This is a genomic window from Ensifer sp. EB106-05-01-XG146 (genome assembly GCF_058791875.1).
In genome coordinates, this window is sequence record NZ_JBYTDX010000001.1 from 926900 (window position 1) to 945947 (window position 19048).

Here is a 19048-nt window from a genome sequence, read left to right on the forward strand (position 1 = left end):
GGATGCGCCATGCTCTATTTTCTGCAGCAGCTCGCCAATGCCGTTCCCGTCGCAGCGCTCTACGCGGCGCTGGCCTTTGGCTACGCGATCGCCTTTGCCGTGACCCGCCGGGCCGATCTCACCTATGGTGCGCTCTTTGCCTTCTCGGGCCAGATCTTTGTGCTGTTTGCTGCTTTCGGCTGGGACCGGCTGTGGCTGGTGCTTCCGGCCGCCCTTGGTCTCGGTACGGCGGCTGCCCTGACTTTCAGTGTTGGTGCCGGGCTCGTCGCCGGGCGGTATGTCATGCGGCCGTTGGCCTTCTCGTCGGCCAACACCGTCGTCGTCGCCTCGCTCGGCTGCCTGCTGGTGCTGATGGAGACGGCACGGCTTGCCTCGGAGACCCGCAGCCTGTGGCTGCCGCCGTTCCTCAATGCCAACATCGTCTTCTGGGATGATCCGCGTTTCCCGGTCACGTTGACCGTCATCCAACTCGGCAATACCGCGCTGATGGCGGCGTTGGTGGCGGCCGGGCACTGGTTCCTGACCCATTCGCGGGCAGGGCGGTTCTGGCGGGCCGTCTCCGAAGACCGGGGGGCTGCAGCGCTTTGCGGGGTCGACGCGGCCACTGTCTACATCGCCGCCTATGGCGCGGCGTCCCTGATTGCCGCCTTTTGCGGCATCCTCGCCGCGTCCTACTACGGCAACATGGATTTCGGCACAGGGCTTACTTTCGGCGTCAAGGTACTGTTCATCGCCGCCATCGGCGGCCAGGCCTCGCCGCTCTATGCAGCCCTCGGCGCTGCCGCGGTCGGCCTGCTCGAAACACTATGGAGCGCCTATGGGCCGATCCTCTGGCGCGACTTTGCGATCTTCGGATTTCTGGTGATCGTGCTGGCGGTGACGCGCAAGGAGAAGGTCATTCCCTGACCTCAAGGAACGGCGGCTACTTCGACCAGCGGTCCCGTGCGGTGTCGTCGGCATCCTTGGCGCTGACCCAGCCGCCGGTCGTGCCGTCGCCCAAATGTTCCTTCTTCCAGAAGGGAGCCGATGTCTTCAGGAAATCCATGATGAAGTTGGCGCCGTCGAAGGCGGCCTGCCGGTGCCGCGAGGCGGCAACGACAAGCACGATGTTCTCGCCGGGAAGGATCTTGCCGTAGCGGTGGATGGCGGTGGCCGCCTGGAGCGAGAAGCGCTCGACCGCCTCCTGGCAGATGCGTTCGATCTCCGCCTCGGCCATGCCGGGGTAGTGTTCCAGTTCGAGGGCGGCAAGCGTGCCTGCCTCGTCGCGGCAAAGCCCGGAAAAGGTGGTGATGGCGCCGATGTCGGCACGCCCGGCCGAAAGCTTGGCGACCTCGCTATTGAGGTCGAAATCCTCGCGCTGGACGCGCACGGTCACCGGCGCGCGCATGGCCTCAGCCACCCGTCATCGGCGGAAACAGGGCGATCTCCCGGGCGCCGGCGATCGGCTCCTTGTGGTCGACATGTTCCTGGTTGATGGCCGCGCGGATGACGTTTTCATGTTCGAGCGCCGCCTCGTATTCCTCGCCGAGCGTCTTCAGGTGCTGAAGCAGATCGGCAATGGTGACGACACCGGCGGGAAGGTCGAGGGTTTCCTCGCCCTTGCCGATACGCTCGCGCACCCATGAGAAATAGACCAGGTTGACGGTGCTCATTCGTTGACCACGTGCTTGAGGCCGGCGCGGAAGTAATCGTAGCCCGAATAGAGCGTGATCGCGGCGGCAATCCACAGGAGCACGATACCGGCTTCCGTCGTATAGGGCAAAATCTTGTCGCCGGCCGGGCCGGCAAGCAGGAAGGCGATGGCGACCATCTGGATCGTCGTCTTCCACTTGGCGATGCGGGTAACGGGAACGCTGACCTTCAGCGCCGCCAGATATTCGCGCAGGCCCGAGACCAGGATTTCACGGCACAGAATGATGATCGCAGCCCAGATCGACCAGCCGGCGATCGTGCCGTCGGCGGCGACCAGCAGCAGGATGGAGGCGACCAGCAGCTTGTCGGCGATCGGATCGAGCATCTTGCCGATGTTCGATGTCTGCTTCCAGATGCGTGCGAGATAGCCGTCGAAGAAATCGGTGATTGAGGCAACGGCAAAAAGCGCCACTGCCGTCCAGCGCGCGAAGTCCGAACTGTGCAGCCGTCCTTCGACGAAGAAGCAAAGGACGATCAGCGGCACGATCAGGATGCGGAAATAGGTGAGCAGGTTCGGGATGCTGTAGGCGACGGGCGTGGGCATGGATTCGTGTTCTCTGGTTCGTCAGGTACAGAAATGACTTTGCTGGCCGGAGGTCAACAGGTCATCGTCGTCAACTGTCATATTTGCCCTATCGCATGTGAACGCCGGGTGAATTGTGACATCAGGTTTTCATTTCCCGGCATCGTCGTGGAAATGTTCGTAGACCAGCCGCGCCACCGTTTCGGAAATCCCGGCGACGGCCATCAGGTCGTTGATGCCGGCGCGCGAGACGGCTTTGGCGGTGCCGAAATGCGTGAGCAGCGCGCGCTTGCGCGTCGGCCCGATGCCGGCGATCTCGTCGAGCGGGTTCTTGACCATCTCCTTTTTGCGGCGAGCCCGATGCGAGCCGATCGCGAAACGGTGCGCCTCGTCGCGCAGCCGCTGGATGAAATAGAGCACCGGATCGCGCGGCGGCAGCGTGAAGCTGTCGCGACCGAGCGCGAAGAAGCGTTCGCGGCCGGCGTCGCGATCGACGCCCTTGGCGACGCCGATCGCCGTCACGCAGTCCTCGACATCGAGCTCCTTGAGGATGGCGCGCACTGCGGTCATCTGTCCCTGGCCGCCGTCGATGAGAATGACGTCCGGCCAGGCGGGGAAAGCGGCATCGTCACCGACCTCCACGCTCCGGTCCGGTTTGCCCTCTTCCTTCAGCAGCCGCGAGAACCGCCGCGTCATCACTTCGCGCATCATACCGAAGTCGTCGCCCGGGGTGATGTCGGTCGATTTGATGTTGAACTTGCGGTACTGGCCTTTGACGAAGCCTTCTGGCCCCGCCACCACCATGCCGCCGACGGCATTGGTGCCCATGATGTGCGAGTTGTCGTAGATCTCGATGCGGCGCGGCGTGCGCTCCAGCTTGAAGGTTTCCGAGAAGCCTTCGAGCAGGCGTGACTGGGAGGCTGTTTCCGCCAGCTTGCGGCCGTGCGCCTCGCGCGCATTGGCGAGCGCGTGATCGACGAGATCCTTCTTTTCGCCGCGCTGCGGCACCTGGATCGCGACCTTGTATCCGGATTTTTCGCTGAGCGCCTGGCCGAGCAGTTCCTGCTCTTCCACCGCTTCGCAAAGCAGGATCTGCCGCGGACAGGGCTTGTCGTCGTAGAACTGTGCGAGGAATTGCGAGAGCACCTCGGCCGTCGGCAGCGACGGGTCGGCCTTCGGGAAATAGGCGCGGTTGCCCCAGTTCTGCCCGGTGCGGAAGAAGAACACCTGGATGCAGGAGATGCCACCCTCGTGGTGGATCGCAAAGACGTCGGCTTCCTCGACGCCAGAGGGGTTGATGCCCTGGTGGCTCTGGACGTGGCTGAGTGCGGCGAGGCGGTCGCGGTAAAGCGCTGCCCTTTCGAAGTCGAGGTTCTCGGCTGCCTCGCCCATGGCGGCAGCGATCGTCGCCTTCACCGCTTGGCTCTTGCCCGAGAGGAAGTCCTTGGCCTCCTGAACGAGTTCCGCATAGCCTTGATCGCTTATTTCGCCGGTGCAGGGCGCCGAACAGCGCTTGATCTGGTAGAGCAGGCAGGGGCGCGTGCGCGTCTCGAAGACGCTGTCGGTGCAGGTCCGAAGCAAAAAGGCGCGCTGCAACGAATTGATCGTGCGGCCGACCGCGCCGGCGGACGCGAAGGGACCGAAAAAGTCGCCCTTGCGGCTGCGTGCGCCGCGATGCTTGTAGAGTGCCGGCGCGCGGCTGTCGCCGGTCACCAGAATATAGGGAAACGACTTGTCGTCGCGCAAAAGCACGTTGAAGCGGGGCCTCAGGCGCTTGATCAGGTTCGCTTCGAGCAGCAGCGCCTCGATCTCGGTGCGCGTCGTCACGAACTCCATGTTCGCGGTCTCGCGCACCATGCGGGCGATGCGGTTGGAATGACCGCGCCCCTGGGCATAATTGCTGACGCGCTTCTTCAGGCTGCGCGCCTTGCCGACATAGAGAACGTCGCCGGCCTCGTTGAACATGCGATAGACGCCGGGGCCATTCGGCAGCAGCTTGACGAAGGCCTGGATCAGCTCCGCACCCTTCAGTCCCTCGGTCTCCGAGTGATTCTCGTGCCACTCGACGACGGGCGCAACGCCGCTCACGTCAGACACTTCGATCAGGTCGTCGTCGTCTTCCGCTTCGCTGCCATCATAAAGGATGCCGCCGTCGGCCGGCACGCGTCCATTCATTCCACTATCTCCCTGATGTCGGGCGTTTCCCAGGCGAGGTGCTGGCCCCCGTCCAGCGCAATCATCTGTCCGGTAATCGACGGCGTGTCGAACAGGAAGCGGATCGTCCGTCCAAATTCGTCGAGCGTCGGCCCGCGCTTCAAGATCAGCGCATCGACCTGCGCCTCAAAATCCTTCGGGTCCTGCCGTTCGTTCGGCAGCGTCGGTCCGGGGCCGATGCCGTTGACGCGGATGCGCGGGGCGAGTGCCTGCGCCATCGTCCGGGTGGCCGTCCAAAGCGCCGACTTGGACAACATATAGGAATAAAAGCGCGGATTGGGAGCCCAGACGCGCTGGTCGATCACATTGATGATAAGCCCGCTGGCGTTGGCCGGCAGTTGCGCGGCGAAATCGCGTGCCAACAGGGAAGGGGCTTTCACATGCAGCGCGAAATGCTGGTCCCAGACCCCTTCGTCGAAGGCATCGAGGCTATCCTTCTTGAACAGCGACGCATTGTTGACGAGCAGATCGATCGGCCCGAGTGCTGCTGTCGCGCGCTCGATCAGTGTCGATGTCGCGCCCGTATCCGTAAGGTCGGCTCGAATCGCGACGGCATTCGTTCCCGTCTTCTTCAGGGTTTCGGCCAGGGCCCGCGCTTCGTCAAACGAGGCATCGGCATGAATGGCGACCGCAAAGCCGTGGGCGGCCAGGTCCTCCACTATAGCTTTACCGATCCTCTTGGCGCCCCCGGTTACGAGAGCCGCCTTCAGTGCTTTCTTCAACGTTTTATCCCGCTTTTTCGAATCTTCGCGTCAGCGGACGAAGATATAGGGAAGAAACGCGGGGCTGAAACACTCCCTGACGATTCCTTGCCCAAAAATTAATGGAATTGGCGTAAATTGTATTATTTTGCGTACTCATAGTATAGCTTTCGTTAATCTTGATTTATGGTTAACAAATCTCCTGTGGCGCCAAAGCAACATCAAACTTCGGGCGCGTTTGTGCCACCAAAATTTCACATTTTGGCTCTTGTGAATCCGCATTTGCTGGCCAATTTCAGCTCAACCGGGCGGGTTAAATTAAGAGTTGCCTGATGTTTCACTGTGGGACCCCAAGCCCTCGGCGCATCGGGACGAAAAGGAGAATGTATATGCGTACGCTCACCACCACCCTCATGGCTTCGGCTGTGTCCCTCATCGCCTTCCAGGCCGCCCAGGCTGCAGACGCGATCGACGAAGTTCCGGCAGCTCCGCAGGCCGAATACAGCGAGCCGGCAGTCAAGAACTGGTCCGGCGCCTATGTCGGTGGCACCGCCGATTGGAAGCATGGCCAGCACGATGCGACCGGCAGCAACACCGCAGCCGGCTTCGGCGGCGGCCTCTATGGTGGCTACAACGTTCAGGACGGCCAGATGGTATACGGCGGCGAAGCCGATATCGGTTACTCCGGCCAGGATTCGACTAAGGGCAACCTGCGCATGAAGCAGGGCGTCAACGGCTCGCTCCGCGGCCGCGTCGGTGTCGATCTGAACCCGGTCCTCGTCTACGGTACCGCAGGTCTTGCCGTCGGCCAGACCAAGGGCACCGTCGGCGGCGCTTCCGACAAGAACACCATGGTCGGCTGGACCGCAGGTGTCGGTGCTGAAACCTTCGTCACCGACAACATCACCGCACGCGTCGAGTACCGTTACACGGACTACGGTTCGAAGGACTTCCGCATGGGCAGCACCAAGGTCTCGTCCGGCTACGACGAGCATGCTGTTAAAGTCGGTATGGGCGTGAAGTTCTGATCGGCTTCTGCCGGATCAAAGAAAAGGCCGGGGAGACCCGGCCTTTTTTGTGTCTGCACGTTAGGCCTTGAACTTGGGGTAATCCGGGAAGTGTTTTTCGAACTTCGCCGGCCAGTTCTTCAGCTTGGCACGCCCCTTCTGCCATTCGCCGGCAAACCGCAACTCGATGTAGCGCAGCATCGCCGCGAGTGCGAAATGGCCTGCATTGAGCTTGGCCCCGGTCTTCGGCAGGTTGGCATTCAGATGGTCGAGGCTGCGCTCGACCTTTTCCCATTGCCGGTCGATCCAGGGCTGGTGCACCTTTTCCGGCGGATGGGAGCGTTTCTCGTAGACGATCGACAGCAGGCTGCCACAGACGCCGTCGCATAGCGCTTCCAGCAACTCGACGTCGGTGCGCTTTTCGGCGTTCCTGGGATAGAGCTTGCCCTTGGTCTCCCGGTCGATGAAATGCATGATGGTACGGCTGTCGTAGAGCGCCCGTCCGTCGTCGAGAATCAGCGTCGGGATCTTGCCGAGCGGATTGTTGTCGATCAGCTCCGGCGGGTTGGCATTGGTGTCGGTCAAGACACTTTCGGCCGCATAGCCCGCATAATGCGCCGCCATGCGCACCTTGTTCGAATAGGGCGAGGCGGGCGAGTACAAGATCTTCATCGGGCGTCTTTCCTTCCAGGGATTGCGAGATGGGTTTCTGACAGGCGCCTTCTGCGGCTGGTCAAAGCGCCGGGGGCAGCGACACGCTTTCCTTTCGGCAGGCCTGGCGATCGACCGCCGGGCAGGCGCGGAAATTGAGCGACTTGTCGAAGCAGATCCGGATTTCCTCGAGCCGACTACCCTCGCAGGTCACGGCGACCGCGTCCTTCGTCATGCCGGGATTCTTGGCAACGAGCGCATCTTCGATGGCGGCGACGCGCAGGCCCTTTTCTTGCGGGGGAGGTGCGAGCTCCGATGGCAGCGTCAGCCGGTCCCACGCCGCGCGCGTGACGGCGAAGTATTCCTCCTGACTGAGGCCGGAGCAGGTCCCGTGCTTGCGCCATTGGTGGCCGATCAGGCCCATCGATGGAATGAGGTCGAGATATTGCTTGCCGAGCGACGACGGCACGCGATCGGACTGGCGTGTCGGGCAGAAGTCCGGATAACCCCGTTCGTTCTGCGGCCACAGGCCATGCACGATCAGGCCGCGATTGCCGCCGACTTCGCACTGGCTGGATTTTCCCTTGGGGTCATTGTCGCCGCACCAGGTCGGCGACCAGGAAAGCGAGAGCACATAGAAATCGAAGACGCTGCCGACCGGCACCGTAACGGCCGCCTTCGTGGCTTGCGTTCCCGTCGCCGTCGGCGCCTTTTCAGTGTTCTGATCGCTGCAGCCAATGAGGGCTGCTGCAACGAAAAGCGCCGGCAGAAGCCGGCGCGTTTTCCGGAATGATCTCATGATTAACGGAGCGAAGCGCAATAGGCGCCGTAGACATACCAGGGATCGAGGCCGCCGACGCAGAACTCGATGCTTCTGCCGACGCCGGCAAAGCCCCACGGGCGTTCGATGAGGTAATAGAGCGCACGCTGTTCGCCGTTGGTCATCACAGCGGTTCCGTAGCAATATTCACGCTCGACGAGATGCGTCTCGTCGCGGAACTCCTGCCGATTCTGCCCCATGTCGCGGATCTCGGCGATCGAGAGATTGGCGTGCAGGTAATTTGCATCCCGATACTCGAAACGGGATGTGATGAAGCCGAGAACCGAGGATTCGCTGCAGACCCCGGCGTTGTAGGATTGCGCCTGGCTGCTGCCGATGTAGTCGGCGGCAATGGCGCCCGGCGCCGTAGCGCCGGCGAGGGAAAGCGAAATGAGAAGCGTGGCGGCGAGCGTGCGAGTCATGGGCGTCTCCCTATGTCGTCGCATGAGATTGCGGTGCGTCGCGCCCGTCCGTCAAGCCCCTCGGGTTGTCTGTTCTTCCCCGCGCAGCCAGAAGCAGCGACTGGACGCGAAACGATCCTGCCCCAACCGGCTTTTCAGGAACGGCAGCAGCAGGTCGAGCTCGCTCTTCAGCGTGAAGGGCGGGTTTACGATGATGAGGCCGGAACCGGAAAGCCCTGTGGTTTCCCGGTCGCTTCTGACGGACAGTTCGGCGCAGAGCATCTTCGGGATGTCCAGCGCCTTCAGCGCCTCATGAAACGCTTTGATCGGCGCCCCCTGCTTCAGGGGATACCACAGGCAATAGACGCCGCCGGTAAAGCGGCGGTAGCCGCGCGCAAGGCCATCCACCAGCCGTTCGTATTCGCCCTCCTTTTCGAAGGGTGGGTCGACGAGAATCAATCCGCGCTTTTCCTTCGGCGGCAGGTGCGCGCCCAGCGCCAGCCAGCCGTCGAGCTCGGTGACGCGGCTCTGGAAATCGGCGTCGAACAGCCGGTGCAGCGTTTCGTAGTCGTCCGGATGCAGCTCCATCGCCGAAAGCCGGTCCTGGGGTCGGAAGAGCATGCGCGCGAGCTTCGGCGAGCCGGGGTAAAGCGTCAGCTCGGAGCCGGGGTTCAGCGCGCGGATGGAGGACAGGTAGGGGGTGAGGATCACCGCGATCTCCGGTGGCAGTTCGCCCTCGAGCAGCCGGCCGACGCCGTCGCGCCATTCACCGGTCTTCTGCGCTTCCTCGCTGGAGAGATCGTAGAGCCCGATGCCCGCATGGGTATCGAGAACGCGGAACGCTTTCTCCTTCTGCTGGAGATAGGTGACGAGCCGCGCCAGCACTGCGTGCTTCAGGACGTCGGCAAAATTGCCTGCGTGATAGATGTGCCGATAGTTCATGAGCGCCGCCGATGGCTGTGATCAATAGTTGCGATGGGTGGGCGATTGGCTCTTTGAGCCGAAATGCCGATGCCATATAGAAAAGCCATGAACGTTGCGACCCCCATCAAAGCAGAAAAAACCATCGGCCACTCGGTCTGTCCGCACGATTGTCCCTCGGCCTGTGCCCTGGAAGTCGACCTGACCGCCGAAGGGCGGATCGGCCGTGTGCGCGGTGCAGCCGCCAATACCTACACCGCCGGCGTGATCTGCGCCAAGGTGGCGCGGTATTCCGAGCGCATCTATCATCCCGACCGTCTGATGGTGCCGAAGCGCCGCAAGGGAGCCAAGGGCGAGGGCGGCTGGCAGGAGGTGAGCTGGGAGGCCGCGCTCGACGAGATCGCCGATCAGTTCATTCGCGCCGAGCAGAAATATGGCGCCGAGACCGTGTGGCCATACTTCTATGCGGGCACCATGGGCCAGGTGCAGCGCGACTCGATCGACCGGCTGCGTCACGCCAAGCGCTATTCCGGCTTTTTCGGCTCGATCTGCACCAACATGGCCTGGACCGGCTTGAGCATGGCGACCGGCGCCTTGCGCGGCCCCGACCCGCGCGAAATGGCCAAGGCCGATTGCGTGGTGATCTGGGGCACGAATGCGGTTGCGACCCAGGTCAACGTGATGACCCATGCGGTGAAAGCCCGTAAGGATCGCGGCGCGAAGATCGTCGTCATCGACATTTACGACAACCCGACGGTCAAGCAAGCGGACATGGGCCTGGTGCTTAAGCCGGGCACCGACGCAGCACTTGCCTGCGCCGTGATGCACATCGCGTTTCGCGACGGCTACGCCGACCGGGCCTACATGGCGAAATTCGCCGACGATCCGGCCGGCCTTGAAGCGCATCTGAAGTCGCGTGGGCCGGAATGGGCGTCGGCGATCACCGGCCTTTCGGTCGAGGAAATCGAGGCCTTTGCAAAGTTGGTCGGCACGACGCCGCGGACCTATTTCCGGCTCGGCTACGGTTTCACGCGCCAGCGCAACGGTGCCGTCGCCATACACGCGGCGGCATCCGTGGCGACCGTGCTCGGCTCCTGGAAACACGAAGGCGGCGGTGCCTTCCACTCCAACAACGATATCTTCAAGCTCGACAAGCGCGAGTTGATCGGCTCGGCCTTTCACGATCCGGATGTGCGCATGCTCGACCAGTCGCAGATCGGCCGGGTGCTGACCGGCGACGCCGAGGCGCTGCGCCACCGCGGGCCGGTGACGGCGATGCTGATCCAGAACACCAATCCCGTGAACGTCGCGCCGGAGCAGCGGCTGGTGAAGCGCGGCTTCCTGCGCGACGACCTCTTTGTTGCCGTGCACGAGCAGTTCATGACCGATACGGCTGCTGTTGCCGATATCGTGCTTCCGGCCACCATGTTCCTGGAGCATGACGATCTCTATCGCGGCGGCGGCCATCAGCACATCCTGATCGGCCCTAAGGTGGTAGAACCACCCTCGACCGTGCGCACCAATCTGTTCGTCATCGAGGAACTGGCCAAGCGCCTTGGCGTTGCCGATCATGCCGGCTTCGGCCTGACCGAGCGTGAGCACATTGATCGGCTGCTCGCCAACTACGGCATCGGCTACGAAGAGATGAAGGGCCAGAAGTGGCTCGACTGTCAGCCCGCCTTCGAGGAGGCGCACTATCTCAACGGCTTTGGCCACCCGGACGGCAAGTTCCGCTTCAAGGCGGATTGGACGGGGACGCCGGCGCCGAACCGGCCGCCGAAGTCGATGGGCATTCAGGGGCCGCACCAGTCGCTGCCAGAGTTTCCTGACCATGTCGACCTCATCGAGGTTGCCGACGCCGGGCACCCGTTCCGGCTGGCGACCTCTCCGGCTCGATCCTTCCTGAATTCGACCTTTGCCGAGACACCGTCTTCGATCCAGAAGGAAGTGCGCCCGGAAGTGATGGTTCATGCGGAAGATGCCGCAGAACTCGGCATTGCCGATGGCGATGTCGTCCAACTCGGCAACGTCCGCGGCGAGGTGCGTCTGCATGCGAAGATCGGTGGCGGCGCCCGTCGCGGCGTCGTCATCGCCGAGGGCCTGTGGCCGAATGGCGCGCATCTCGACGGGGAGGGCATCAACGTGCTCACCGGCGCCGATGCGGTGGCGCCCTATGGTGGTGCCGCCTTTCACGACAACAGGGTCTGGGTAAGGTTGGCGCGCTAAGTCAGGTTGTAGAACGGCAGACGGAACCTCCCATGAGCGGCGACCACCACCATGCAGATGTCACGAGCACGCCGGTTTCAAGGCTCTGGGCCTCGCTTGGCCTGACCGGCGGCTTCATGCTGGCCGAAGTCGTCGGCGGCATCCTGACCGGCAGCCTGGCGCTGATATCCGACGCCATGCACATGCTGACCGACACGGCGGCCCTTGCGATCGCGCTCGTCGCGATCCATGTCGGCCGTCGCCCGTCAGACCTCTTGCGCACCTATGGCTACGCCCGCTTCGAGATCCTGGCTGCCGCCTTCAACGCGCTGCTCCTGCTCGGTGTCGCCTTCTACATCCTCTATGAGGCCTGGAAGCGGTTGTCCGAGCCGCAGGAGATCCAGTCCGGCGGCATGCTGGTGATTGCCGTCGTCGGCCTTCTCGTCAATCTCGCCTCGATGCGGCTGCTCACCAGCCACAAGGACGAAAGCCTCAACGTCAAGGGCGCCTATCTCGAAGTCTGGTCGGACATGCTGGGCTCGCTCGCCGTCATCGTCGGCGCGGTGGTCATCTGGTTGACCGGCTGGCAGTGGGTGGATTCGCTGCTCGCTGTCGGCATCGGCTTCATGGTCTTTCCGCGCACCTGGGTGCTGCTGAAGGAGTGCGTCAACATCCTGCTCGAAGGCGTGCCGCCGGGCATGCGCCTCGCCGATGTCCACGCGACGATTGCCGCCGTTCCCGGTGTTGCCTCCGTGCATGACCTGCACCTCTGGGCGATCACCCAGAGCCAGCCGTCGCTGACCGCCCATGCGGTACTTGCCGACGGTGCCGATGCCGAGACCGTGCGCCGCGCAATCGAGGAGCAGTTGCGCGCGACGTTCGACCTGCACCACACGACGCTGCAGATGGAGCGGGAAGATCGCGCGGCAGCGGAACATATCCACTGATGGCTGAAAGGGCGGGATTGCACTCGCCGGAGAAGGAAGTTGCATGAGCACCCAGCATGACCCACGCGTCAGGATCGTCGGCCGCCGCACGCTGTGGAAGGGCTTTGCGCACCTGGAAGAGGTGACGTTCGAACAGCAGATGTCCGATGGCGCGACCGTGACGCTGAAGCGGGAGATCCACGACCATGGCAATGCGGCGACCATCCTGCTCGTCGATGCCAGGCGCCAGAGCGTCATCCTGGTGCGGCAGCTTCGCGTTCCCGTTCTGCTCCAGGGCGACCCGGCTTATCTGATCGAGGCGGCCGCCGGGCTCCTCGACGGCGACACTCCGGAAGAGGCGATCTGCCGCGAGGCGCTGGAGGAGACCGGCTACCACGTCCAGGACGTTATCCACCTCTTCGATGTCTATATGAGCCCGGGGGCGCTGACCGAGCGCACGAGCTTCTTTGCCGGCCACATCGATGCCACCGAGAAACGCGGCGACGGCGGCGGGCTTGCGCATGAGGGCGAGGACATAGAAGTGCTGGAAATCCCATTCGACGAAGCCGTTGCAATGATCGCGACCGGAGAGATCTGCGATGCCAAGACAATCATGCTCCTGCAGTGGGCGCAGCTCAACCGACAGCAGCTGTTTGCCTAAGGGATTGTTTTATAAGAGTATAATTTATTACCGATATTTCACTTTTTGATCCGTATCGGGTAAGCTAAAGCGCTGATGTCCTCATTATCGACATGGGCGCTTCATGACATCCTCCCTACCGGAACGTGCAACCGACGACGAGCAACAGGCGGAGGGAGGCTGGTTCTCCTTCCTGCGTCGCAATCGCCGTTATCTATCGGCTGCGGGTACGCTCTTCGTAATCGCCCTTTTCGGCTTTGCGATCTTTCACCTGACGTCCGAAGTCCAGTACGACGAGGTCGTCCAGGCATTGGCGGATACCAGTTGGATCTCCGTCGCGGCGGCGGTATTCTTCACCGCATTGAGTTTCCTCGCGCTCACCTTCTATGACGTCAGCGCGCTTGATTACGTCAAGCGAAAGCTGCCCTATGCCGATGTGGCGCTGACGGCGGCCTCGGCCTATGCGGTCGGCAATACCGCGGGGTTCGGGGCGCTCAGTGGCGGCGCCATCCGCTACCGCTCCTATTCGCGCCTTGGCATCGAGCCTGAGAACATCGCCCGCATCATCGCCTTCGTGACGCTCGCCTTCGGGCTCGGGCTGCTGGCGGTGACTTGCCTCAGCCTGCTTGCCGTCGGCGAGTATGTGGCACCGATGACCGGGATGGATCCTCTGATATTGCGCGTAATCGCGGCCGTGATCCTCGGCGGTCTGTTCACAGTGTTCTTTCTTGCCCGTGACGGGCGCGAGGTCAGCATCGGGCGTCTGACGCTTCGGCTCCCGGATTCGCGCACCGTTTCGCGCCAGTTCCTGGTGACGGCGCTCGATCTCGCCGCCTCGGCGACCGTTCTCTATGTTCTTCTACCCGCCGGCACGATCGGCTGGCCGGCCTTCCTTGCGGTCTATTCGCTGGCCGTCGGCGTTGGCGTCTTGAGCCATGTGCCGGCCGGTCTTGGCGTCTTCGAGACGATCATCATCGCGACGCTCGGCCACAATGCCGATGTCGACACCATTCTTGGTGCGCTGGTGCTCTACCGCGTGATCTATCACGTGCTGCCGCTCGTGATCGCGATCGCCGTCGTCATCGGCATCGAACTCCGCCAGCTGTCCGGTCATCCGGTTGCCTCCAGCGTGCGGCGCATCGGCGGCCGCATGACGCCGCTGCTTTTGGCAACGCTCGGCATCGTGCTGGCGATCATGCTGGTTCTTTCCAGCGTGACCCCGACGCCCGACGAGAACCTGGCATTCCTCGAAGGACTGCTGCCCTTGCCGATCGTTGAGGGCGCACACTTCCTCGCCAGCCTGCTCGGCCTTGCCCTCGTGGTCGTCTCGCGCGGACTGGCGCTGAGGCTTGACGGCGCCTGGTGGGCCTCGATCGTGATCGCGATCGCCGCGCTGCTGCTGTCGTTGATCAAGGCGATCGCCGTGGTGGAAGCGGGCATGCTGGCCTTCTTCCTGGTGGGGCTCATCGTCAGCCGCCGCCTGTTCGTGCGGCCGGCCTCGCTGTTCGGGCAGGCGCTGACGGTGCCATGGCTGACGGCGCTCGGGGTCATCTGCCTGGGCGCGCTGGTCGTGCTGCTCTTCGTCTATCGCGATGTCGAATACAGCCATGAGCTCTGGTGGCAGTTCGAATTCTCCGCCGAAGCCCCCCGCGGTCTGCGCGCGCTTCTCGGCGTGACGATCGGCGCGAGCATGCTTGCGATCTGGAGCCTGATGCGCCCGGCAACCGGATCCGCCGAGCCTGCCTCCGACGACGCGATGGAGCGGGCGCTTTCGATCGTCGAGGCGCAGGATATGTCCGATGCCAATCTGGTGCGCATGGGCGACAAGAGCCTGTTGTTTTCCGCCGACGGCCGAGCCTTCATCATGTATGGCCAGCGTGCTCGTTCCTGGATCGCGCTTTTCGATCCCGTCGGCCCGATCGATGCCTGGCCGGAGCTGATCTGGCACTTCATCGAAAAGGCGCGCGCGGCCGGCTGCCGGGCGGTTTTCTACCAGGTCTCGCCCCTGGGGCTTGCATACTATGCCGATGCCGGGCTGCGCGCCTTCCGGCTCGGCGAACTCGCGCGCGTCGACCTCGCCCGCTTCGAGCTGAAGGGGGGCAAATGGGCGAACCTGCGCCAGCAGGTGAGCCGCGCTCAGCGGGACGGGCTAGAGTTCCGTGTCGTAGCGCCCGAAAACGTTCCGGACGTCATGCCTGACCTGACCGCGGTCTCCGATGCCTGGCTCGCGCATCACAATGCCAAGGAGAAAGGCTTCTCGCTCGGTGCCTTCGATCCCGAGTATCTTCGCGAGCAGCCGGTGGCGATCCTCACCTGTGGTGGGCGTACGGTCGCATTTGCCAATATTCTGGTGACGGCGACCAAGGAGGAGGGGACCGTTGACCTCATGCGCTTTTCGCCGGATGCGCCGAAGGGCGCGATGGATTTTCTCTTCGCTCAGGTGATGGAGTATCTGAAGGCCGAGGGATACCGTACCTTCAACCTTGGCATGGCGCCCCTGTCGGGCATGTCCACGCGCCAGATCGCGCCGGTCTGGGACCGGGCCGGGCGCACCTTCTTCGAACACGGCGAACGTTTCTACAACTTCAAGGGCTTGCGCGCCTTCAAGTCGAAGTTTCATCCGCAGTGGCAACCGCGCTATCTTGTCGCCAGTGGCGGCATCAATCCGATCCTCGCCCTGATGGATGCGACATTCCTGATCGGCGGCGGTCTCAAGGGAGTGGTGAAGAAATGATCCCTGTCGCGAACGCCTGGAAATGCCTGACTTCGGCGGCGCTGCTGCTCTCCGCATCGATGTTCCCCGCTCTCGCAGAAGACGCGCCGAAGAGCTACGATACCGGGATGATCCCGTCGCCGCGCATCATGCTGCCGAAGGAAAAGGCGGCCGCACTTGTTGTGCTGCTGTCGGACGCCGCCGGCTGGACGGACAGGGAGCAGGCGATCGCCGATACGCTCACCGATGACAAGACAGTCGTTGTCGGCATCGACCTCAAGGCCTATCTCGCTTCACTCGCCAAGGATGATGGCGACTGCATCTACATGGTCTCCGACATCGAATCGCTGAGCCAGCAGGTGCAGCGTGCCGTCGGCACCGACGCTTACCAATTGCCCGTCGTCGCAGGCGTCGGTGCCGGTGGTGCGCTGGCACTCGCCATCGCTGCCCAGACACCGCCTGCCACCATCGGCCAAACACTTGCGATTGATCCGGAGGAGGGGATCGCGCTTGAAAAGCAACTCTGCACCCCGGCCGAAAAGGTGAAGAAGGGCGACCGCATGGTCTACGGCCTGACCGACGGCGCATTGCCGGATCCGGTTTCCGTCGTCTTTTCACCTGCGGCATCGGCCGACGGGCGCGCCCATGTGGCGGCATTGATCGCCAAGCATCCGGACGTCGAGCAGGAGGACAGTGACGACGACGCCTATACGACGCTGTCCGATCACCTCACCGATATCATCGACAGCGAGCGCGACGCCGGCAATCCGTTCGGCTTGCCCCTGACCATCCTTGACGCAAAGCCGACCCGTGACACGATGGCGGTGATCTATTCGGGCGACGGTGGCTGGCGCGACATCGACAAGGAAGTCGGCGACGTGCTGCAGCAGCAGGGCGTACCGGTCGTCGGCTTCGATTCCCTGCACTACTTCTGGTCCGAGCGCGATCCGCAGGTGACGGCGGACGACCTTGCCAAGGTGATGAGCTACTACCGCAAGCACTGGAACGTGCGAAACGTGCTCCTCATCGGCTATTCCTTCGGTGCCGACGTGCTGCCGCGAACCTTCAACCTGCTGCCGGCCGGCGAAAAGGCCCATGTTCGTCAGGTGACCTTGATGGCCCTCTCGCACATGGTCGATTACAAGGTCTCTGTGCTGGGTTGGCTAGGGGCTTCGGGCGACGGCAAGGGTGGTGATCCGCTCGACGATATCAAGCGCATCGACCCGGCGCTGGTGCAATGCATCTACGGCACCGACGAAGAGGACGATGCCTGCCCGCAACTGAAGGGCACCGGCGTCGACGTCATCGGCATCGACGGCGGCCACCACTTCGACGAGGATTATCCGGCGCTGACACGGCGCGTGCTTGATGCCCTCGATCGCCGGCTGGCTTCGGCGAAGTGAACGGTCGGTGTGTGGGGGCGTGGGGCTTACCCCCCTCTGCCCCGCCGGGGATCTCCCCCCACAAAGGGGAGATCGGCTAGACGCGGCCACCCGCTACAACTGAACGAGATTGCCCGCCGGCTCGATGTTGACGATGGGGGTATCCTTCTGCGCCAGATAGAGTTGCCACCGGCGAACCGGTAATGACCGCCGAGTGGTCGCCATCTGCTGATCTCCCCCTTGCGCGGGAGATACCCGGCATGACAGAGGGGCGTTAACCGCGTGAGATGCGCTGCGGTCGGGACAAAGCAACCCGGCGTGATTACGCAGCCGGCGAAATCAGCGTACCCGTCGCCTCGCCAAGGCTCTTGCTCACAGCGCGACCGCCTTCCATGCGTATCTTGCCCTCGGCCATCAGCCGAAGCGCCATCGGATAGGTGCGGTGCTCGACGGTCAGCACTCGGGCAGCAAGGCTGTCGGACGTGTCTCCGGGCACGACTGGAACCACCGCCTGCGCCAGGATCGGGCCTTCGTCCATGCCTTCGGTGACGAAGTGCACGGTGCAGCCGGCGACCTTCATGCCGGCGTCGATAGCCCGCTGATGGGTGTGCAGGCCGGGGAAAAGCGGCAGCAAGGACGGATGGATGTTGAGGATGCGTCCCTCGTGGCGCTGGATGAACGTCGCCGACAGCAGACGCATATAGCCGGCGAGGCAGATGATGTCCGGCGACAGCCGGTCGAGCTCGGCAAGGATTGCCGCTTCGTGGGCGTCCTTGCTGTCGTAGTCCTTGCGCAGGAAAGCGCGCGTGGGGATGCCAAGCGCCTCGGCTTTGGCGAGGCCGCCGGCATCCGCCTTGTCGGCGATGACGGCGACGATCTCGGCCGGGAAATCCGGCTCGGCCGTTGCCTTTGCGAGCGCCAGCATGTTGGAGCCGCCACCAGAGATGAAGACGACGACCCGCTTCTTGCCCGTCGAGACTTCCGTCGTCATAGGGCCAGGTTGCCCTTGTAGATCGTGCCGGCTGCACCTTCGTCGCGGGCGACCATGCGGCCCAGCGTAAAGACGGTTTCGCCTTCGCCGGTCAGCACAGACGTGACCTCCGCAGCCTTGTCGGCCGGGACGACGGCGATCATGCCGACGCCGCAGTTGAAGGTGCGCAGCATTTCATTGGCGGCAACGCCGCCGGTCTGGGCGAGCCAGGAGAACACCTTCGGCGCCTTGATCGCGTCGAGGTCGATCTCGGCAGCGAGGTGCTTTGGCAGCACGCGCGGAATGTTCTCAGGGAAACCGCCGCCGGTGATGTGAGCGAGCGCCTTGATCGAACCGGTCTCGCGGATCGCCTTCAGGAGCGGCTTCACATAGATGCGCGTCGGCGTCATCAGGAGATCGGCAAGCGTACCTTCGCCGAACGGAGCAGGAGCATCCCAGGCAAGGCCCGAGAGCGTGACGATCTTGCGCACCAGCGAATAGCCGTTGGAATGCACGCCGGAAGAGGCGAGGCCGAGGATGACGTCGCCTTCGGAGATGTCACCGGCCGGCAGCAGCTGACCGCGTTCGGCAGCGCCGACGGCAAAGCCCGCGAGATCGTAGTCGCCGCCCGAATACATGCCGGGCATTTCGGCCGTCTCGCCGCCGATCAGCGCGCAACCAGATTCGCGGCAGCCCGCAGCGATGCCGGCGACGATCGCGGCACCCTGGTCCGGGTCAAGCTTGCCGGTCGCGAAATAGTCGAGGAAGAAGAGCGGTTCGGCGCCCTGGACGACGAGGTCGTTGACGCACATGGCGACGAGGTCGATGCCGACGGTGTCGTGCTTGTTGGCGTCGATGGCGATCTTCAGCTTGGTGCCGACGCCGTCATTGGCGGCCACCAGAACCGGGTCGGTGAAGCCCGCGGCCTTGAGATCGAAAAGACCGCCGAAGCCGCCGATTTCGCCGTCGGCGCCGGGCCGCCGGGTCGAGCGCACATGCGGCTTGATCTTCTCGACCATCAGGTTCCCGGCGTCGATATCAACGCCCGCGTCGCTATAGGTGAGACCGTTCTTTCCCGACTGGCTCATGCTCGTTCTCCAAGGCTCGTCGTGCGACAGGTATTTTGCGGATGCGATTGGCACGGCAGGCAAGGGAGTGCAAGCCGAGAGCAGGCCTTGGCGGCGTTTTTTCACCATTTTGCCCATATCCCACGGCGCAAGCCAGTCAGCTTGGCTATAAACTGGATGACTGCACCGGTCGGACTTGACCGTTACGCGCACCG

Annotated in this window: 18 protein-coding genes; 7 read left to right on the forward strand and 11 right to left on the reverse strand. The window is 63.3% G+C overall.

The genetic code is table 11. The features are described 5' to 3' along the window. Positions 1-9: 9 nt before the first annotated feature. Positions 10-906, forward strand: a complete 897-nt coding sequence (locus AC3WVQ_RS04450; protein ID WP_110818456.1) for a branched-chain amino acid ABC transporter permease — start codon at positions 10-12, stop codon at positions 904-906. 16 nt (positions 907-922) lie between these two features. Here AC3WVQ_RS04450 and AC3WVQ_RS04455 read toward each other — a convergent pair whose 3' ends face one another. The 5 genes from AC3WVQ_RS04455 to AC3WVQ_RS04475 form a co-directional block, all read right to left on the reverse strand. Then, entirely contained in the window at positions 923-1387 is a 465-nt protein-coding gene (locus tag AC3WVQ_RS04455; RefSeq protein ID WP_034804281.1) for a molybdenum cofactor biosynthesis protein MoaE, read from the reverse strand. Positions 1388-1391: 4 nt separating this feature from the next. Then, a complete protein-coding gene (moaD, locus tag AC3WVQ_RS04460; RefSeq protein ID WP_034803865.1) occupies positions 1392-1652 on the reverse strand; it encodes a molybdopterin converting factor subunit 1 in 261 nt (86 codons plus the stop codon). Beyond that, the gene (pgsA, locus tag AC3WVQ_RS04465; RefSeq protein WP_034803862.1) at positions 1649-2236 is read right to left on the reverse strand and encodes a CDP-diacylglycerol--glycerol-3-phosphate 3-phosphatidyltransferase; all 588 of its coding nucleotides are present in this window, start codon (positions 2234-2236) and stop codon (positions 1649-1651) included. Before pgsA ends, moaD begins: the two co-directional genes overlap by 4 nt. 129 nt (positions 2237-2365) lie before the next feature. After that, complete coding sequence (gene uvrC, locus AC3WVQ_RS04470) at positions 2366-4390, reverse strand: excinuclease ABC subunit UvrC (RefSeq protein ID WP_089043939.1); 2025 nt, start codon at positions 4388-4390, stop codon at positions 2366-2368. Further along, complete coding sequence (locus tag AC3WVQ_RS04475) at positions 4387-5151, reverse strand: SDR family oxidoreductase (protein WP_060522139.1); 765 nt, start codon at positions 5149-5151, stop codon at positions 4387-4389. The genes uvrC and AC3WVQ_RS04475 overlap by 4 nt, the downstream gene beginning before the upstream one ends. A 368-nt stretch (positions 5152-5519) precedes the next feature. On the opposite strand from AC3WVQ_RS04475, the gene AC3WVQ_RS04480 reads away from it, so the two are divergent. Then, positions 5520-6158, forward strand: a complete 639-nt coding sequence (locus AC3WVQ_RS04480) for an outer membrane protein (RefSeq protein ID WP_060522140.1) — start codon at positions 5520-5522, stop codon at positions 6156-6158. Between the two features lie 60 nt (positions 6159-6218). Here the strand turns inward: AC3WVQ_RS04480 and AC3WVQ_RS04485 are convergent, their stop codons facing one another. The 4 genes from AC3WVQ_RS04485 to AC3WVQ_RS04500 all read right to left on the reverse strand — a co-directional run bounded on the left by AC3WVQ_RS04485 (position 6219) and on the right by AC3WVQ_RS04500 (position 8951). Next, entirely contained in the window at positions 6219-6809 is a 591-nt protein-coding gene (locus AC3WVQ_RS04485) for a glutathione S-transferase (RefSeq protein WP_492382606.1), read from the reverse strand. Positions 6810-6870: 61 nt separating this feature from the next. Then, positions 6871-7587: a ribonuclease T2 family protein gene (locus AC3WVQ_RS04490; RefSeq protein WP_090294587.1), complete on the reverse strand. Its 717-nt coding sequence runs from the start codon at positions 7585-7587 to the stop codon at positions 6871-6873. A 2-nt stretch (positions 7588-7589) separates the two neighbouring features. Next, a complete protein-coding gene (locus AC3WVQ_RS04495; protein WP_034803848.1) occupies positions 7590-8030 on the reverse strand; it encodes a hypothetical protein in 441 nt (146 codons plus the stop codon). 51 nt (positions 8031-8081) lie between these two features. After that, a complete protein-coding gene (locus AC3WVQ_RS04500) occupies positions 8082-8951 on the reverse strand; it encodes a 23S rRNA (adenine(2030)-N(6))-methyltransferase RlmJ (RefSeq protein WP_090294586.1) in 870 nt (289 codons plus the stop codon). Positions 8952-9020: 69 nt separating this feature from the next. Between AC3WVQ_RS04500 and AC3WVQ_RS04505 the strand changes: the two genes are divergently transcribed. The 5 genes from AC3WVQ_RS04505 (at position 9021) to AC3WVQ_RS04525 (ending at position 16817) form a co-directional block, all read left to right on the forward strand. Next, on the forward strand, positions 9021-11156 hold the full coding sequence (locus tag AC3WVQ_RS04505) for a molybdopterin-containing oxidoreductase family protein (RefSeq protein ID WP_090294584.1): 2136 nt from the start codon (positions 9021-9023) through the stop codon (positions 11154-11156). Positions 11157-11188: 32 nt separating this feature from the next. Continuing rightward, positions 11189-12082, forward strand: a complete 894-nt coding sequence (locus AC3WVQ_RS04510; RefSeq protein WP_090294583.1) for a cation diffusion facilitator family transporter — start codon at positions 11189-11191, stop codon at positions 12080-12082. 43 nt (positions 12083-12125) lie between these two features. Further along, complete coding sequence (locus tag AC3WVQ_RS04515) at positions 12126-12722, forward strand: NUDIX domain-containing protein (RefSeq protein WP_060522145.1); 597 nt, start codon at positions 12126-12128, stop codon at positions 12720-12722. 103 nt (positions 12723-12825) lie between these two features. Continuing rightward, positions 12826-15435, forward strand: a complete 2610-nt coding sequence (gene mprF / locus AC3WVQ_RS04520; protein ID WP_090294581.1) for a bifunctional lysylphosphatidylglycerol flippase/synthetase MprF — start codon at positions 12826-12828, stop codon at positions 15433-15435. A gap of 59 nt (positions 15436-15494) precedes the next feature. After that, positions 15495-16817, forward strand: a complete 1323-nt coding sequence (locus AC3WVQ_RS04525; RefSeq protein ID WP_244546714.1) for a virulence factor family protein — start codon at positions 15495-15497, stop codon at positions 16815-16817. A 301-nt stretch (positions 16818-17118) separates the two neighbouring features. Here AC3WVQ_RS04525 and purN read toward each other — a convergent pair whose 3' ends face one another. Both purN and purM read right to left on the reverse strand, forming a co-directional pair. After that, positions 17119-17787 (reverse strand): phosphoribosylglycinamide formyltransferase, encoded by a 669-nt coding sequence (gene purN, locus AC3WVQ_RS04530; RefSeq protein ID WP_034803831.1) that lies wholly within the window; start codon positions 17785-17787, stop codon positions 17119-17121. Then, on the reverse strand, positions 17784-18854 hold the full coding sequence (gene purM, locus AC3WVQ_RS04535; RefSeq protein WP_060522148.1) for a phosphoribosylformylglycinamidine cyclo-ligase: 1071 nt from the start codon (positions 18852-18854) through the stop codon (positions 17784-17786). The genes purN and purM overlap by 4 nt, the downstream gene beginning before the upstream one ends. Positions 18855-19048 lie beyond the last annotated feature (194 nt).

Bases quoted from the DNA above. Each gene is read 5' to 3' on its own strand.
- AC3WVQ_RS04490 (WP_090294587.1), bottom strand. From the start codon at position 7,587: ATGAGATCATTCCGGAAAACGCGCCGGCTTCTGCCGGCGCTTTTCGTT.
- AC3WVQ_RS04525 (WP_244546714.1), top strand. From the start codon at position 15,495: ATGTTCCCCGCTCTCGCAGAAGACGCGCCGAAGAGCTACGATACCGGG.
- AC3WVQ_RS04515 (WP_060522145.1), top strand. From the start codon at position 12,126: ATGAGCACCCAGCATGACCCACGCGTCAGGATCGTCGGCCGCCGCACG.
- AC3WVQ_RS04480 (WP_060522140.1), top strand. From the start codon at position 5,520: ATGCGTACGCTCACCACCACCCTCATGGCTTCGGCTGTGTCCCTCATC.
- AC3WVQ_RS04485 (WP_492382606.1), bottom strand. From the start codon at position 6,809: ATGAAGATCTTGTACTCGCCCGCCTCGCCCTATTCGAACAAGGTGCGC.
- pgsA (WP_034803862.1), bottom strand. From the start codon at position 2,236: ATGCCCACGCCCGTCGCCTACAGCATCCCGAACCTGCTCACCTATTTC.
- uvrC (WP_089043939.1), bottom strand. From the start codon at position 4,390: ATGAATGGACGCGTGCCGGCCGACGGCGGCATCCTTTATGATGGCAGC.
- AC3WVQ_RS04505 (WP_090294584.1), top strand. From the start codon at position 9,021: ATGCCATATAGAAAAGCCATGAACGTTGCGACCCCCATCAAAGCAGAA.
- AC3WVQ_RS04450 (WP_110818456.1), top strand. From the start codon at position 10: ATGCTCTATTTTCTGCAGCAGCTCGCCAATGCCGTTCCCGTCGCAGCG.
- purM (WP_060522148.1), bottom strand. From the start codon at position 18,854: ATGAGCCAGTCGGGAAAGAACGGTCTCACCTATAGCGACGCGGGCGTT.
- AC3WVQ_RS04500 (WP_090294586.1), bottom strand. From the start codon at position 8,951: ATGAACTATCGGCACATCTATCACGCAGGCAATTTTGCCGACGTCCTG.
- AC3WVQ_RS04455 (WP_034804281.1), bottom strand. From the start codon at position 1,387: ATGCGCGCGCCGGTGACCGTGCGCGTCCAGCGCGAGGATTTCGACCTC.
- AC3WVQ_RS04495 (WP_034803848.1), bottom strand. From the start codon at position 8,030: ATGACTCGCACGCTCGCCGCCACGCTTCTCATTTCGCTTTCCCTCGCC.
- purN (WP_034803831.1), bottom strand. From the start codon at position 17,787: ATGACGACGGAAGTCTCGACGGGCAAGAAGCGGGTCGTCGTCTTCATC.
- AC3WVQ_RS04510 (WP_090294583.1), top strand. From the start codon at position 11,189: ATGAGCGGCGACCACCACCATGCAGATGTCACGAGCACGCCGGTTTCA.
- mprF (WP_090294581.1), top strand. From the start codon at position 12,826: ATGACATCCTCCCTACCGGAACGTGCAACCGACGACGAGCAACAGGCG.
- moaD (WP_034803865.1), bottom strand. From the start codon at position 1,652: ATGAGCACCGTCAACCTGGTCTATTTCTCATGGGTGCGCGAGCGTATC.